This is a genomic window from Methylophaga sp. (genome assembly GCF_009711715.1).
Taxonomy (GTDB): Bacteria; Pseudomonadota; Gammaproteobacteria; order Nitrosococcales; family Methylophagaceae; genus Methylophaga.
Genome location: NZ_VENF01000021.1, coordinates 39,625 through 54,536, shown reverse-complemented (window position 1 = coordinate 54,536; position 14,912 = coordinate 39,625). Strand labels below are relative to the sequence as shown.

Sequence of the window (14,912 nt, the reverse complement as noted above, 5' to 3'; positions counted from 1 at the left end):
TATCACATGACCATGCCATCTCAGGGTGGTGAAGGTGCGGCACGCTGCATGAAAAATGCAATGAAAGACGCCGGGCTTAACCCGGAAGAAATTGATTACATCAATGCGCATGGCACCTCGACACCAGCCGGCGACGTTGCTGAAACCATGGCGATCAAGCAGGCTTTAGGTGATTCAGCAGCTAAAACAGCTGTCAGTTCAACCAAGTCGATGATTGGTCACCTGTTAGGCGCTGCGGGCGGCGTTGAGGCGGTATTCAGTATCTTGTCAATACGCGATCAGGTTGCACCGCCGACCATTAATCTGGATAATCCTGATGAGGCCTGTGATCTCGACTATGTACCGCACACAGCGAGACAAATGCCGATCAATGTTGCCATGTCTAACTCGTTCGGTTTCGGTGGTACTAACGGTACTGTCATTTTCAAAAAACTGAGCTGAGTCCAGGGTAGCGTTCGGTGATTCTGATAAACGGCCAACCCGATAACAGAATCCCTGTAACAGACCGTGGCCTGCAATATGGCGACGGTCTGTTCGAAACGCTGGCTTTTCGTCAGGGCAAGCTGGAGTATCTTGCAGCCCATCTTCAGCGCATGGCAAAAGGTTGCGAACGCCTCAACATCTCCTTCTCCGACAAAGACAAGCTCGAATTTGAGCTTGCCACGCTATGCGCTCAAACTGCTGAAGACAGCGTCATCAAAATCATGCTGACCCGGGGTAGTGGTGGTCGCGGTTACAAAGCACCGACTGATGCGGAACCGCTTCGCATTATCTCCTCGCACCCCATGCCGGATTATCCGCAAAGCTGTCAGCAGGGTATAACAGTGCGTCTCTGTCAGCATCGTCTCGGCATCAACCCCGGCCTGGCTGGCATTAAACACCTTAACCGCCTAGAGCAGGTGCTGGCGCGTAGTGAGTGGGATGATGACAACATTCGTGAAGGGCTGATGCTGGATGTTAAGGACAGACTTGTCGAGGGAACGATGAGCAACCTGTTTCTGGTTCATCAAGGTCAATTAATCACGCCAACGCTCACGGAAAACGGTATCAGTGGGATTATGCGTGCAGCAGTTATCAAAAGCGCCGCGGAACTGGCGATTCCCGTGAAAGAGAAGGACCTGACACTGGCTGATCTGGAACTGGCGGATGAAGTGTTTCTGACTAACAGCCTTATCGGGATCTGGCCCGTTACTGAACTGGATGGATCCGACTGCTATTGGGAACATGGCGAGCTGACCCGCCACCTGCAATCAGAGCTGAAAACAACTGAACGTTAATATGAAAAAGACCCTGTTATTCAAGGTGCTGTTACCCGCCACGGTGGTAGCTGCTGTCTGTACTTATCTGGCTTTGCAATATCAGCGTTTTCTCCATGAACCACTGGCGCTCGATAATGACATGACTTACATCGTCACGCCGGGTAGCAGTCTTAAATCCATTAGTCAGGATCTGAACCAGCTGGGCTTAACAGATTTACCGCCTTTTTATCTCCAGCTCTACGGCCGTTTGACCAATCAGGCACATAAAATCAAAGCCGGCGAATATCAGATTCAAGCCGAAACCACGTTACCTGCCTTTCTGGAGAAGCTGGTTTCAGGCAAGGTCATAATGAATGCTTTCACCATCATTGAGGGAATGACGGCCGGGGAGATGATTGCTGCGCTGCATGCGCATCCCAAAATTGTTAAAACCCTCGAAACCAAAAGTCTGAATATGGTCATGGCAGAGCTGGGCGCGCCAGATAAGAACGGGGAAGGCTGGTTCCTGCCGGAAACCTATCACTTCCCGTCAGGAACCACGGATCTCGATTTCCTGCGCCGTGCCTACCAGCAAATGCAGCAAACACTGGAACAGGCCTGGGCGGAACGAGCTGAAAATTTGCCTTATGAATCGCCCTACGAAGCCTTAATCATGGCCTCGATCATCGAAAAAGAAACTGGCATCGCTGAGGAGAGACCGGAGATAGCCGGTGTTTTCGTACGCCGCTTACAAAAAGGCATGCGACTGCAGACGGACCCAACCGTGATTTATGGTCTGGGAGCGAAGTTTGATGGTAACCTGCGTAGAGAGGATTTACGCAGTGACACACCCTATAACACTTATACCCGTGCTGGTTTGCCGCCATCGCCCATCTGCCTGCCCAGTGCCGAGTCAATTGAAGCGGCATTGCATCCGGCTGATGGCGATAGTTTGTACTTTGTTGCCACCGGCGAAGATGGCCGGCATAAGTTCTCTGCAACATTAAAAGAACACAACCGGGCAGTCAGACGCTACCAACTCAAATAATAATGAACGGCAAATTCATCAGCATTGAAGGCATCGAAGGGGCGGGAAAATCCACCCAGATCAGTTTTATCCGCGATTTTCTGGAAGCACGGGGTAAGCGGGTGGTGGTCAGCCGCGAGCCGGGCGGTACCGAGCTGGGTGAACAGATAAGAGCGTTGCTGCTGGCGCCGCGTAAGACCGGGATGAGTGAAGACACAGAATTGTTACTGATGTTTGCTGCCCGGGCAGAACACATACACCAGATCATCAAACCCTCGCTGGAACGGGGTGACTGGGTGCTGTGTGATCGTTTTGTTGATGCGACTTTTGCCTATCAGGGTGGTGGTCGAGGTATTGACCGCGATCGGATTCAGACCATTTCTGACTGGACCCTGAAGGGCATTCAGACCGATCTGACCTTGTTATTCGATTTGCCGGTTGCCGTCGGGCAATCCCGAGTTGTTAAACGTCAGCAGCAAAAAGATCGCTTCGAGCAGGAAAAAGCCGTCTTCTTTGAAAGAATTCGCAACTGTTACCTGCAACGTGCTGAGATGGAACCTGAACGAATCAAACTCATTGATGCCAGCCGGGATATTGAATCGATTCAAGATCAGCTGTCCACCATACTCACCGAGTTGCTGTCAGCATGACTGAAATAGTCGAGTACAGCTGGCATCAGCAGGCCTGGCATCAGGTGAAAACGATGCAGCAGCAGGGCAGACTACCCCATGCCTTGTTGATATCAGGCATTCCCGGTGTGGGTAAACGGCCTTTTGCCGACAGACTGGTTGCCAGTCTGCTCTGTACTCAGCCGGATAAGGACTTTAATGCCTGCGGTCAGTGCCATAGCTGCCAACTACTGGCTGCCGGTTCCCATCCTGACCATCATCAAGTCAGCCCTGAAGAGGCTGGCAAACAGATCAAAGTTGATCAGATTCGTGATCTGAAACAGGCCCAGACTCTGATGCCCAAGGTGTCTCGCGGTAAAACGGTGCTGATCACGGCAGCCGATCAGATGAATATTTCCGCTTTTAACAGTCTGCTGAAATTACTGGAAGAACCGCAACCCGAATCAGTATTGATCCTGCTTTCTGAAAACAGTCAGCAGTTGCCGATTACCATCAAGAGTCGCTGCCAGACCGTGGTCATCGCAACGCCGGACACCGAACAGGCACTTGCCTGGTTACAGCACACGGATATGCAGTTTGCCGAGGAGGAATGGCTATCCTTGCTCAAACTGAGTCAGGGTGCGCCTCTGGCTGCGATGGCAGCGGGTGAAAAAGGCTTGCAGCAAAGCCGGCAGGTGATGCAGGATATCGCCCTGTTGATGCAGGCTAAAGCCAATCCGGTACAAATGGCGGCCGAGTGGCAACAATTTGATTTGAAATCAGTTTTGTATCAGATCCAGAATATGATGCAAACCAAAATCCATCAATTGCTGCTTGCAGAGGATAGGGTTCACGACCAGATCCTGCGTCAGTACTGGGCTATCATGGATTGCATCAGCGACACAATAAAGTTAATATCGTCTCAAAATAATCTGAACAAGATATTGTTAATAGAGGATTTTATGGTGACGGTTATGCAACATGCTGACCAGATCCGTCAGCTCAAGGAAACCCACGGGTAACAGCTATGGCAATGAATCCACGCAAGGGCATTCTGTCACTGAAAATTACTGATCAGAATATGCTCTATCATTCCTACATGCCGTTTCTGAAAAATGGCGGTCTGTTTATTCCCACCAATAAGAGCTATCAGATCGGCGAGGAAGTGTTTATCCTGCTCACCCTGATGGATGAAGCGGAAAAGCTGCCTGTGGCCGGTAATATCGTCTGGATTACACCACGCGGCGCGCAGGGTAACCAGGCTGCCGGTATCGGTGTTCATTTCAGTGATATCGATGGCGGGGCGTCTCTCGTCCGTGGCAAAATTGAAAATTATCTGGTGGACAAGCTGAAATCCGATAAAGCCACCTACACCATGTAACGTCCGGCGTTACTCATCAAAACTTAAGATTTTTTATGTACATTGACTCTCATTGTCACCTCAACATGTTGGCTGACGAACCGGGCGGTATTGATGCCATGGTCCGTGAAGCCAGCGATAATGGTATTGAACACATTCTCTGTATTGCCATCGATAAAGCCAGCTGTGCCGAAGTCAAAGCCATCGCTGACCGTTATTCGCAGGTCACAGCCAGTGTCGGTATTCACCCGAATGTTGAGCAGCAGGAACAGTTCAGCGTCGAAGAATTGATTGCCCAGGCTTCGCATCCTAAAGTGATCGCTATTGGCGAGACCGGCCTGGATTATTTCCGTAGTGAAGGGGATCTGGAATGGCAGCGGGATCGGTTCCGGGTGCATATTGAAGCAGCCAGACAAACACAAAAACCGCTGATTATTCACACCCGAGAAGCACGTGAAGATACTATGGCTATTCTCGAAAACGAGAAGGCAGAAGAAGCCGGTGGCATCATTCATTGTTTCACTGAAAACTGGGAAACAGCGAAGCGTGCTCTGGATATCGGTTTCTATATTTCACTGTCAGGCATTTTGACGTTTAAGAGCGCCAGAGAACTGCAGGATGTGGCCAGAAAACTGCCACTGGATCGGATTCTGATTGAAACAGATTCCCCCTATCTGGCTCCAGTGCCACACCGTGGCAAAACCAATAAGCCGGTTTTCGTTAAACATGTGGCGGCATTTCTGGCAGAACTGCGTGGTGACACCGTTGAGAACATTGCTGCCACCACAACGGCGAATTTCCAACGCCTGTTTCCCTCGACGGTACACTGAACATGTATTTTCCAAGGCGGCTGAGTGCCTGGCTGCTGGTTATCAGTCTGAGCGTACTGACCGCCTGTGATGACAACAGCCAGACACCGCTTCGCAGCCTTGCAAATGATGCAGTCATTCTGGCTTTTGGAGACAGTCTTACCTACGGTACCGGCGCAGACCCTAAAACTGAAAGTTATCCTGCCGTCTTGACTGAACTAAGCGGTCGCACTGTGATTAATGCCGGTGTACCGGGGGAAGTCAGCGGGGAGGGACTGGCCAGGATTGAGCGGTTGTTGAAACAGCACCAGCCGCAACTGGTTCTGCTCTGTCATGGCGGCAACGATATGATTCGTAAGCTTAGTGAAGCCGAGCTGAAGCAGAACCTGACAGCCATGGTTGAGCTTATCCGGGCGCATGGGGCAGAAGTCGTGATGCTGTCCGTGCCCAAACCGGGCCTGTTTCTCAAGCCAGCACCGCTATATCAGGAAGTGGCACACGCGTTGCGGGTGCCGCTGGAAAATGACATTATTCCAGACATCGAGTCTGAAACCGCACTCAAGGCCGATCCCATTCATCCCAATGCCCGTGGCTACCGGCGATTGGCAGAGCGGGTGCATGAGCTTCTCAGTCAATCCGGCGCTTTATAAAGCCAGCCAGCAGGAACTTAGGTCAAGTCATCCGGGTCCGTTGATGAAAAACGGGGATCACTGATGAGACATGCTTTTTTGCTAGCGACTTGTTTAATGTTGATTAACACAGCGGCCATTGCTGAGCCGGCATTTGGTTCACTGGCCGATGATTGTTTCAGTGAGTGGAAAACGCGTGGCTGGGTAATTGGTGAAGACAATACCCCGGCTCATGAAGTAGAACGCTTTGCCAATGGCATCAGGAAGATCTGTGAAGTACGCTCGCAGATGTTTATTGAAGACCCGGAGATTTCACCCTATATTCAGGGTCGTTTGGCTGAACTGGCGCCTTATGTATTTTCCGCTGATGAAAGCGCTGTCAGAACCTTAATTCTCAAACTTCAGCAACGCCCAGCTGGGCATCAGTTTTCTGGCAGTTTTATGCAGGATTGATAGCTGCTTTGCCCGCAGTCTGTAACACCAGATCCGGCATTACCGGTGAAGCGCCAAGATGCTGACTCAGCACAATGCAGACTTCGGGGTATTGCGGTCTGACCTGGTCCAGAATTTCCGGAATATCTTCTGTCACATGTCTACCTGAATTGAGAAAGTAGGGGAAAACAATCACCTCGTTGGCCCCCTGACTGACACATTCAGCCACCCCGTCAGGAATTGCTGGTTCTGCCAGTTCCAGAAAAGCCGACTCAATCAGATCATAGTCATTGTGTGGATGCTGCCGCAGTTGCTCAGCAAGCGCGCTGACTTCCTGATTCGATGCCTGCCTGCGACTGCCATGGGCGATAATGAGCAAAGCTTTCATTTTTTTCCTTCGTTAATTTATCTTTGGTTGCGGGATATTAGCGACCATTATTGCAGTCTAGTTGCGAATGATGCGTGAAAAAACGGGGTAATCTCATGCGAACCAAACTGATTCCGGCAGCACTGCTTGCGACAAGCTTGATGACCACAGCCGCCATGGCTGAGGACGGACACAAACAATGTGGCATGATTGCCTCGTTGACCGGAGATTATTTTGTGCAGCGTCTGGAGGGTAAAACAAAAGATCAGATGCAGCAGGAAACCCCACCGGAATTTATTAACAGCGAATTTTTCCGCATAGTCGACCTGGCTATCAATCTCGCCTTTAGTTTTGATGAGTCACTCAATGAGGATCAGGTTGAAAGCCAGGTTTATGACAGCTGTATACGCAATCATCCCTGATTTTCTATAGTGAAAATTGTGAGCGGTGTCTGTCGCAACAGCTGACGAGATTTCCGCCACGACGAAACTGATGTGCCTCGTCCCCACAGTACATGCAGCGCTGTACTGAACGCATTTGGGCCTTTTTGATCACCTCGCTGATATCCTTGTTGCCGTTAATCACTTCGCAGGTCAGCTTACCCATATGCTCTTCGATAAAAATGATGCGTGGCAAAAACATACGCTGACGCCGTTTTTGATTGATTTGCTGGGCAATATCTTCTATTTCAGCGCACATCTGATAGACAAGATCGAACCAGCCGGCGGGCACAGTAATTTGATGTTCCCTTGCGAGAGTTATCGGACAACGAAGTTTAAGGCGGGCTTTCTGAGCAGCTTTCATAGTCAGGTCTAAAAAATGGATGGCACATAGGGTGCCATCCAAAGTCAACCAAGATATAGCAAGGATAAAGATGCTGCTATGGCAAGCAGCACATCATCTATGACAAGCGAAGAAACAAAAAATTCGCGGCAGAGTTAAATAATTTTGCTTTGGTCTTGCCAGTCAAATTGCCCCTGAAGCTGGCGATGCCAGTTTATAAATTCAGTGTCAGGCACTGGTCGGGAGATATAATAGCCCTGAGCCATATCACAACCGATATCGCTGAGAAACTGCATGACCGAGATATTCTCAACGCCCTCGGCGATGGTTTTCAAATCGATTTTGTGTGCCAGACCGACAGCAGCTTCAATAATATGCACGGCATCCTGAGCCTGGGGCAACCTGCGAACAAAAGACTGGTCGATTTTCAGTTCGGAAATAGGTAACTGATGCAGGTACTGCAGGGAGGAGTAGCCGGTACCAAAATCATCAACAGCAATCTTTACACCCGCATCGGCAAGTTTGCTCAGTTCTCGGATGGTATGGGCCATATCTCTTATCAGCGCGCTTTCGGTCACTTCCAGTTCCAGATATTCACCACTGAGGCCATACTCACTCAATAAGTTAAAAATATTCTCGGCAAAGTCGGGTTGGCAGAGATTATGTGCCGAAATATTGACCGCAATCGGCACGGTCACAGATTGTTCCTGAAAATACAAGGCAGTGCGCATGGCTTCGGCCAACACAAACTGGGTCAGCAAATGAATCAGAGTGCTTCTTTCGGCACAGGGAATGAAAGTCCCCGGTGGAATATTGCCGCGGGACGGGTGTTGCCAGCGCATCAGGGCTTCAACGCCGCTGAGCTTTCCTGATGGGATATCAATTTTAGGCTGGTAGTGCAGTTTGAGCTGATTTAAGTCAATGGCTTTCATCAATTCGCCCAGCAGTGACATGTTTTCTCTGGTGGCAAGCTTGATAGAAGGCTGATATTCGACAAATTCGAGTAAGGTGTCATTAGCCGCATTCAGCGCGGATTCGGCCTGTTGCAGGTATATACCGGGATCACCCTGAATATCGCTGATGGCCACATAACCCATGCGTGTATCGACATGGACGGGAATGCCCTCAAATTGATAGGGAAGACGTGCCGAGCGGTTTAAATTCACTAACAAATCATTCACACTGTGAGCTTCAATTCGCTCAATCAGTGCACTGACTTCTTCAGTATCGGCGCGATAGACTTGGCCCCGACTTGTCAGGACATGACCAAAGCGATCTGCTGTCTGTCGGATAATGCTCTCAATGACATCGTGTCCGAAGGCCGCTTTAAGCTCCATCGTGCTGTTAACCGACAAGACCAGGAGGATTCTGGAATTCGGCTGCAGGCCTGGGCGGTGCCTTATCACGCTGAGATCATCCATCAGCGCCAGCCGGTTTGGCAATTGTGTGGCCACATCATGCCGTGAAACCCAGTAAAGGTGACGTATATAAGCTCTGACCGTATCACTGGCGATGCCACTCAAGGCGCCGATAAGAATGAAAAAACCGGTCCGGTAAAGCCAGTTGACGGTAGCCTGCATTTCGCCGGTCACAACATCTATGGGCATATAGGGACCGAGCAGCAGTCCGCCGAGCACGGCGACAGCAATGCCGCCCTGGATGCCGTATACCATGCCGGACAGGACGATAGGCACATACATGGAGTGGGAATAGACATATTTGATGCCGCCAGTGGTGTAGACAAACAGGGCGACACCAGCCACCATCAATACCAGCAATGGTGCAGCAGAATAGTTGATGACTTGTTTGTGGCGATTAAACCACTGAAAAATATCCACGGTGTGCATCGTCTAACCTGCTCCCTGTACCGACTATGCTTTATTGGCGAGCCATCCATTGTTGGCCATATCGCCTTCCTGACACACGTAAATCTGATATTACGCCTGACGATCTAAAAAGCAAACTTTTTATTGCTTGATTTAAAAGCGAATTTGCTGAAAGCCAGAGTTCTTATCACGAAGCATTCACAGTACTTGGATTGTCATTGAATATAACAGCGGGATAAAAATCTGTTGTGACAATTCACTGTACTGACACACCTGCGGGCTCTATATTTCATTTATGAATATATAAACTTGAAATATATATTTTATATTTATAAGCAATTTTGTTATTTTCTTATTTTAACTGGCACAGACTCAGAGACTAATCAGGAATGAATATCAGGTTAGATAACGCACCGCTCACTGATGAGCAGCTGGCACAACTTAATCAATTACTGCAGGGGATGGAAAGCTGGCAGGTTGAATGGCTTTCCGGCTATCTGTCCGGTTTTCGTGCAGCACAGGATGCAATGCAGATACCCGCTCTGTCTGTGCCTGATGCAAGCGGGGAAAGTGCGGTCAAACTGACGATTCTTTATGGCTCTCAAACCGGCAATACCGAAGATGTGGCCCACTTGCTCGCTGAAAAAGCCCAGGCTAACGGCATTGAGTGCAAGGTGTTCGATATGGCCGACTACAAGCCTAAACAACTGAAGAGCGAGGACTATCTGGCCGTGTTGTCTTCTACCCATGGCGAGGGAGATCCTCCTGATAATGCGCTTGATCTCTATGAGTTTCTGCATGGTCGCAAGGCACCGGCATTGAAACACTTGCAATACAGTGTACTGGCACTGGGTGATTCCAGTTACGAATACTTCTGCCAGACAGGTAAGGATTTTGACGCCAGCCTGGCCGCGCTCGGTGCTACTGCGATTGTGCCGCGGGTAGATTGTGATGTGGATTACGATGATGCTGCTGAGGGCTGGATCAATGATCTGATTGAGGCGCTCTCGGCGACTACCGCTATCAGTACCACACCGACTGTTAACTTACCGGTTCAATCAACAGAAAAAACAGTTTACGATCGTAAGCATCCGTTTCCCGCTGAAGTATTGGAAAAACAGGTTTTAAGCGGGCGTGGCTCCAATAAGGAAGTGTTACATCTGGAGTTGTCACTGGAGGGCTCGGGCCTGCAATATCAGCCTGGTGATGCGCTGGGTGTCTATGCGCAGAATGATCCAGAACTGGTTGCCGGCTTGATCGAGACGCTGGGTTTTGATGCTGAAGCCATGGTGGAACTCGATAATCAACAACAACAGCTCAGCGACGTATTACTGCATCATCGCGAGATAACCTTAATAACCCGTCCTCTGCTGGAACAGTGGGCGGAACTGGCTAACTCCGATGCACTGAACGATCTGGTTGCAGATAAAACAGCACTGAATGAGTGGCTGCGGGGCAGGGATGTGATGGATCTGGTACAGGCTTATCCTATTGCCGATCTTGATGCAAGCCAGTTTGTCGGTTTACTGCGCAAGCTGCCACCTAGAATGTATTCCATTGCTTCCAGTCAGGCTGCAGTGGAGGATGAAGTGCATATCACCGTTGCTGCGGTTCGTTACTCAGCACATGAGCGTGAACGGACCGGTGTTGCGTCGACCTGGCTGGCAGACAGATTGACTGAAGACAGTAAAGTCCCGGTTTATATCGATAGCAACAAAAATTTCAAACTGCCTGACAATGATGATGTACCGATCATTATGATTGGGCCCGGCACCGGTGTCGCGCCATTCCGCAGCTTTATGCAGGAAAGGGAGGAACGCGGGGCCAAAGGACGCAACTGGCTGTTTTTCGGTGATCAGCACTTTTTGACTGACTTTCTGTACCAGGTCGAATGGCTGGCCTGGCGCAAATCCGGCCTGCTGACAAATCTTGATGTCGCGTTTTCGCGGGATCAGGAAGAGAAAATCTATGTTCAGCATCGACTCCGGCAAAAATCTATTGATATCTGGCGCTGGTTACAGGACGGCGCACATATCTATGTTTGTGGTGATGCCGATAATATGGCGCCTGACGTTAATGAAGCCTTGATCGATATCATCTGCAAAGAGGGCGGCAAAAACCGCGATGAGGCCAACGATTACCTGCGTCAGCTTAGCCGCGAAAAACGTTATCAACGCGACGTTTACTGATCATCAAGCGCTGCTGCCGAATCGGTGAGCAGCATGCCAAAAGTTATTTAGGTTAATGAATGAACGATAAATTACCCGAAGCGGAACTGCTTAAACTGAACAGTCATTACCTGCGTGGTCGAATTGAGGAAGGCCTGGCCGATACGGCGACCGGTGCTATTTCAGATGACGATAATAAGCTGCTCAAATTCCATGGGAGTTATATGCAGGACCATCGTGACCTGCGGGATGAACGACGTCATCAGAAACTGGAACCACTTTATTCTTTTATGGTTCGCCTGCGATTACCCGGTGGTGTATTGACGCCGCAACAGTGGCTGGGGCTGGATGAGATTGCCGGTGATTGTGCTAACGGCACTTTACGGCTGACCACACGTCAGACTTTTCAATTTCACGAAATCCTGAAAAAAGATCTGAAAACGCTGATGCAACAGGTGAATAAGCTGATGCTCGACAGCAAAGGTGCCTGTGGTGATGTGAACCGTAATGTGGTGACCGGCATTAATCCCCATCAGTCAAATATACATGCCGAGGTTTACCAGATCGCTAAGGATATTAGTGACAGACTGTGCTGGCAATCCGGTGCCTATGGTGAAATCTGGCTGGGTGAAGAGCCGGTTTATCAGAGCGGAGAACCGGAAGAACCTTTTTATGGGGATGTCTATCTGCCGCGTAAATTCAAAATTGCGATCGCGGTGCCACCGGACAATGACTGCGATGTGCTGGCCAACGATATCGGTCTGATTGCGGTTGTCGATAATGGCAAGTTGCAGGGCTTCAATATTGCTGTCGGCGGTGGTTTTGGCATGTCATACGGTGAGCAGGCAACCTATCCGAGACTGGCGACGGTCGCCGGTTTTGTACCCGCTGATCAGACCGTCGATGCCTGCCAGGCTATCGCAGCAATACAGCGTGATTTCGGCGATAGAAGTAACCGTGCCCATGCCCGCTTTAAATACACGATTGATGATAACGGCCTGGACTGGTTTATCGAGCAGTTTGCCGAATATCATGGTCAGCCGCTGCAGACAGCCAGAGAGTTTGAGCTTAAGCATAATGGCGATCGTTTTGGCTGGACAGAAGGAGACAACGGACAGGCGCACCTGACTTTATATATTCCGGGTGGCAGGGTTGCTGATACCGAGCAAAGTGCATTACGTACCGCTCTGCGAGAAATTGCAGCGGTCCACCTGGGGGAGTTCCGGGTTACCTGTAATCAGAACCTGATGATCGCCAATATCAGCGCTGAGCAACGTGCTGAGATTGAAGCCCTGGTTGAGAAATATCAACTTGATGACGGTAGCAAAGGTCCGGCCCTGCGTCTGAATGCGATGGCCTGTGTCGCTTTACCCACCTGCGGTCTGGCGATGGCTGAAGCGGAGCGTTATCTGCCTGAATTTCTCAATAAGCTGGAAAAGATTGTGGTCGATGCCGGCTTGCCGGATCAGCTCATCAATATTCGTATGACCGGCTGCCCCAATGGCTGCGCCAGACCCTACCTGGGTGAAATTGGCCTGACCGGCAAAGCACTGGGGAAATACAACCTCTACCTGGGTGCTGATTTCAGCGGACAGCGGCTTAATCGCTTATATCTGGAAAACGTGGATGAAAACACGATACTGGAAACGCTGAAACCGATGATTCAGCAGTTTGCCAGCGAGCGTCATGAAGGTGAATATTTCGGGGATTTTCTGGTACGTCAGGGCATCGTCGGTGAAGAGCGAACGCCAGCAATGATGCATGAGCCGCTTATCAGTCAGAAGTAAGCAAATTTAACCACAGAGACGCAGAGAGCACAGAAGAATTTATTCAACTATCACCGGGCATTGAGAGTTGTTCGCCAACATAACCGGTATTCATTCTGCTGAAATACACGCATTTGTTGCAAGACCACTCTTTTGCCTATTTATCAGTTCAGGCTGATTAATCTCTGTGTACTCTGTGCCTTTGTGGTTGCTAACAATCAGCTGATACGGCGGTACTTAATCCGCTCAGGCTGGTGATCCTTACCGAAGCGTTTGAAGTAGTCTTCGGCATAGTCACTGTAGTTGCCTTCGAAGAAGACCACGTTGGACTCACCCTCGTAAGCGATAATATGCGTGCAGATGCGATCCAGGAACCAGCGGTCATGCGAAATCACGACGGCTGAACCGGGAAAGGCCAGCAGCGCTTCTTCCAAAGCCCGCAGAGTTTCAATGTCGAGGTCATTGGTCGGTTCGTCAAGCAGCAGTACATTGCCGCCTTCTTTCAACAGCTTGGCCATATGCAGGCGGTTACGTTCACCACCGGACAGGTCTTTGACGTATTTCTGCTGATCCGAGCCTTTGAAATTAAAGCGGCCGCAGTAGGCACGCGATGGCGTCTGATAATTACCGACGGTTATCATATCGGCGCCATCCGAGATTTCCTCGAACACGGTCTTCTTGCCATCCAGCTCGCGTGACTGATTGACGTAAGACAGCTTTACGCTGCTGCCAATTTCGATTTCACCGCTATCGGGCTGTTCTTCACCGGCAATCATCCGGAACAGGGTGGATTTACCAGCGCCGTTAGGACCGACGATACCGACAATGGCACCTGCCGGGATCGAGAAGCTCAGATTTTCGAACAGGAGTTTGTCGCCGTAGGACTTGGTCACATTATTCAGTTCGATGACTTTGTCACCCAGACGCGGACCGGGCGGAATATAAATTTCCTGGGTCTCGTTACGTTTCTGGAACTCGCGTGAGTTCATCTCTTCGAACTGCTTCAGTCGGGCTTTGGATTTGGCCTGACGGCCCTTGGCACCCTGACGCACCCATTCCAGCTCTGCCTCAATGGCTTTGCGGTGAGAGGCTTCTTCCTTGGCTTCCTGCTCCAGCCGCTTTTCTTTCTGCTCCAGCCAGGAAGAATAATTGCCTTCATAAGGAATACCACGACCACGGTCCAGTTCCAGGATCCAGCCGGCCGCGTTATCGAGAAAGTAGCGATCGTGGGTAATCGCCACCACAGTGCCCGGATATTCCTGCAGAAAGCGCTCAATCCAGGCAATCGATTCGGCATCAAGGTGATTGGTGGGTTCATCCAGCAGCAGCATATCCGGATGATCCAGCAACAAGCGGCATAAAGCGACACGACGGCGTTCACCACCGGACAAAGTGCCGACTTTCGCATCCCAGGGTGGCAAACGCAGTGCGTCTGCAGCACGCTCCAGGGCATTATCCAGATTGTGGCCGTCTTTAGCCTGAATCAGGTTTTCCAGATCAGCCTGCTTCTTGGCCAGCTCATCAAAGTCAGCATCCGGTTCTGCATACGCGGCATAGACCGCATCCAGTTCCGCCAAAGCCTGTTTCACATCGGAGACGGCTTCTTCAACGACCTCAAGTACGGTTTTGTTGTCATCCAGTTCCGGCTCCTGCGGCAGGTAACCGACATTGATACCGGGCATGGGCCTGGCTTCACCGATGTAATCCTGGTCGAGACCGGCCATGATTTTCAGTAATGTGGATTTACCGGCACCGTTAAGACCCAGTACGCCGATCTTGGCGCCGGGAAAGAATGAGAGGGAAATATCTTTAAGAATTTCGCGTTTCGGCGGGACGACTTTGCCGACGCGATTCATACTGTAAACGTATTGCGCCATGATTGAATTCCAAAACTTCTGA

The 14,912-nt window shown here is 50.3% G+C and carries 15 protein-coding genes and 1 pseudogene; 12 read left to right on the top strand and 4 right to left on the bottom strand.

Annotation, left to right across the window (positions count from 1 at the left end; genetic code table 11):
- From FH755_RS13230 to FH755_RS13190, 9 genes and pseudogenes are all read left to right on the top strand, one after another.
- Positions 1-441: pseudogene (locus tag FH755_RS13230) on the top strand (beta-ketoacyl-ACP synthase II); the annotation flags it as partial.
- A 17-nt stretch (positions 442-458) separates the two neighbouring features.
- A complete protein-coding gene (pabC, locus tag FH755_RS13225) occupies positions 459-1,277 on the top strand; it encodes an aminodeoxychorismate lyase (protein WP_292441592.1) in 819 nt (272 codons plus the stop codon).
- Between the two features lies 1 nt (position 1,278).
- Positions 1,279-2,286, top strand: coding sequence for an endolytic transglycosylase MltG (mltG, locus tag FH755_RS13220; RefSeq protein WP_292441591.1), 1,008 nt, complete (start codon positions 1,279-1,281; stop codon positions 2,284-2,286).
- Positions 2,287-2,288: 2 nt separating this feature from the next.
- Positions 2,289-2,915 carry a dTMP kinase gene (tmk, locus tag FH755_RS13215; protein ID WP_292441590.1) on the top strand — a complete coding sequence of 209 codons (627 nt, stop codon included), beginning with the start codon at positions 2,289-2,291 and terminating at the stop codon, positions 2,913-2,915.
- A complete protein-coding gene (gene holB, locus FH755_RS13210) occupies positions 2,912-3,895 on the top strand; it encodes a DNA polymerase III subunit delta' (RefSeq protein ID WP_292441589.1) in 984 nt (327 codons plus the stop codon). Before tmk ends, holB begins: the two co-directional genes overlap by 4 nt.
- Positions 3,896-3,900: 5 nt before the next feature.
- Positions 3,901-4,254, top strand: a complete 354-nt coding sequence (locus tag FH755_RS13205) for a PilZ domain-containing protein (RefSeq protein WP_292441588.1) — start codon at positions 3,901-3,903, stop codon at positions 4,252-4,254.
- A 35-nt stretch (positions 4,255-4,289) separates the two neighbouring features.
- Complete coding sequence (locus FH755_RS13200; RefSeq protein WP_292441587.1) at positions 4,290-5,063, top strand: TatD family hydrolase; 774 nt, start codon at positions 4,290-4,292, stop codon at positions 5,061-5,063.
- Positions 5,064-5,065: 2 nt separating this feature from the next.
- Entirely contained in the window at positions 5,066-5,692 is a 627-nt protein-coding gene (locus tag FH755_RS13195) for an arylesterase (RefSeq protein ID WP_292441586.1), read from the top strand.
- A gap of 96 nt (positions 5,693-5,788) precedes the next feature.
- Positions 5,789-6,124, top strand: coding sequence for a hypothetical protein (locus FH755_RS13190; RefSeq protein WP_292441585.1), 336 nt, complete (start codon positions 5,789-5,791; stop codon positions 6,122-6,124).
- On the opposite strand, the gene FH755_RS13185 is transcribed toward FH755_RS13190, so the two are convergent.
- A complete protein-coding gene (locus FH755_RS13185; protein WP_292441584.1) occupies positions 6,111-6,491 on the bottom strand; it encodes a CbiX/SirB N-terminal domain-containing protein in 381 nt (126 codons plus the stop codon). The genes FH755_RS13190 and FH755_RS13185 overlap by 14 nt on opposite strands.
- Positions 6,492-6,586: 95 nt before the next feature.
- Between FH755_RS13185 and FH755_RS13180 the strand changes: the two genes are divergently transcribed.
- Positions 6,587-6,892 carry a hypothetical protein gene (locus tag FH755_RS13180; protein WP_292441583.1) on the top strand — a complete coding sequence of 102 codons (306 nt, stop codon included), beginning with the start codon at positions 6,587-6,589 and terminating at the stop codon, positions 6,890-6,892.
- Positions 6,893-6,896: 4 nt separating this feature from the next.
- Here the strand turns inward: FH755_RS13180 and FH755_RS13175 are convergent, their stop codons facing one another.
- Positions 6,897-7,274: a hypothetical protein gene (locus tag FH755_RS13175; protein WP_292441582.1), complete on the bottom strand. Its 378-nt coding sequence runs from the start codon at positions 7,272-7,274 to the stop codon at positions 6,897-6,899.
- A gap of 134 nt (positions 7,275-7,408) precedes the next feature.
- On the bottom strand, positions 7,409-9,100 hold the full coding sequence (locus tag FH755_RS13170; protein ID WP_292441581.1) for a bifunctional diguanylate cyclase/phosphodiesterase: 1,692 nt from the start codon (positions 9,098-9,100) through the stop codon (positions 7,409-7,411).
- 368 nt (positions 9,101-9,468) lie between these two features.
- Here FH755_RS13170 and FH755_RS13165 point away from each other — a divergent pair, with 368 nt between their 5' ends.
- Both FH755_RS13165 and FH755_RS13160 read left to right on the top strand, forming a co-directional pair.
- A complete protein-coding gene (locus FH755_RS13165; RefSeq protein WP_292441580.1) occupies positions 9,469-11,268 on the top strand; it encodes an assimilatory sulfite reductase (NADPH) flavoprotein subunit in 1,800 nt (599 codons plus the stop codon).
- Positions 11,269-11,327: 59 nt separating this feature from the next.
- Positions 11,328-13,034 carry an NADPH-dependent assimilatory sulfite reductase hemoprotein subunit gene (locus tag FH755_RS13160; RefSeq protein WP_292441579.1) on the top strand — a complete coding sequence of 569 codons (1,707 nt, stop codon included), beginning with the start codon at positions 11,328-11,330 and terminating at the stop codon, positions 13,032-13,034.
- Between the two features lie 197 nt (positions 13,035-13,231).
- On the opposite strand, the gene ettA is transcribed toward FH755_RS13160, so the two are convergent.
- Positions 13,232-14,890 (bottom strand): energy-dependent translational throttle protein EttA, encoded by a 1,659-nt coding sequence (gene ettA / locus FH755_RS13155; protein WP_292441578.1) that lies wholly within the window; start codon positions 14,888-14,890, stop codon positions 13,232-13,234.
- Between the last annotated feature and the right edge of the window lie 22 nt (positions 14,891-14,912).

Bases quoted from the DNA above. Each gene is read 5' to 3' on its own strand.
- mltG (WP_292441591.1), top strand. From the start codon at position 1,279: ATGAAAAAGACCCTGTTATTCAAGGTGCTGTTACCCGCCACGGTGGTA.
- tmk (WP_292441590.1), top strand. From the start codon at position 2,289: ATGAACGGCAAATTCATCAGCATTGAAGGCATCGAAGGGGCGGGAAAA.
- holB (WP_292441589.1), top strand. From the start codon at position 2,912: ATGACTGAAATAGTCGAGTACAGCTGGCATCAGCAGGCCTGGCATCAG.
- FH755_RS13205 (WP_292441588.1), top strand. From the start codon at position 3,901: ATGGCAATGAATCCACGCAAGGGCATTCTGTCACTGAAAATTACTGAT.
- FH755_RS13200 (WP_292441587.1), top strand. From the start codon at position 4,290: ATGTACATTGACTCTCATTGTCACCTCAACATGTTGGCTGACGAACCG.
- FH755_RS13195 (WP_292441586.1), top strand. From the start codon at position 5,066: ATGTATTTTCCAAGGCGGCTGAGTGCCTGGCTGCTGGTTATCAGTCTG.
- FH755_RS13190 (WP_292441585.1), top strand. From the start codon at position 5,789: ATGTTGATTAACACAGCGGCCATTGCTGAGCCGGCATTTGGTTCACTG.
- FH755_RS13185 (WP_292441584.1), bottom strand. From the start codon at position 6,491: ATGAAAGCTTTGCTCATTATCGCCCATGGCAGTCGCAGGCAGGCATCG.
- FH755_RS13180 (WP_292441583.1), top strand. From the start codon at position 6,587: ATGCGAACCAAACTGATTCCGGCAGCACTGCTTGCGACAAGCTTGATG.
- FH755_RS13175 (WP_292441582.1), bottom strand. From the start codon at position 7,274: ATGAAAGCTGCTCAGAAAGCCCGCCTTAAACTTCGTTGTCCGATAACT.
- FH755_RS13170 (WP_292441581.1), bottom strand. From the start codon at position 9,100: ATGCACACCGTGGATATTTTTCAGTGGTTTAATCGCCACAAACAAGTC.
- FH755_RS13165 (WP_292441580.1), top strand. From the start codon at position 9,469: ATGAATATCAGGTTAGATAACGCACCGCTCACTGATGAGCAGCTGGCA.
- FH755_RS13160 (WP_292441579.1), top strand. From the start codon at position 11,328: ATGAACGATAAATTACCCGAAGCGGAACTGCTTAAACTGAACAGTCAT.
- ettA (WP_292441578.1), bottom strand. From the start codon at position 14,890: ATGGCGCAATACGTTTACAGTATGAATCGCGTCGGCAAAGTCGTCCCG.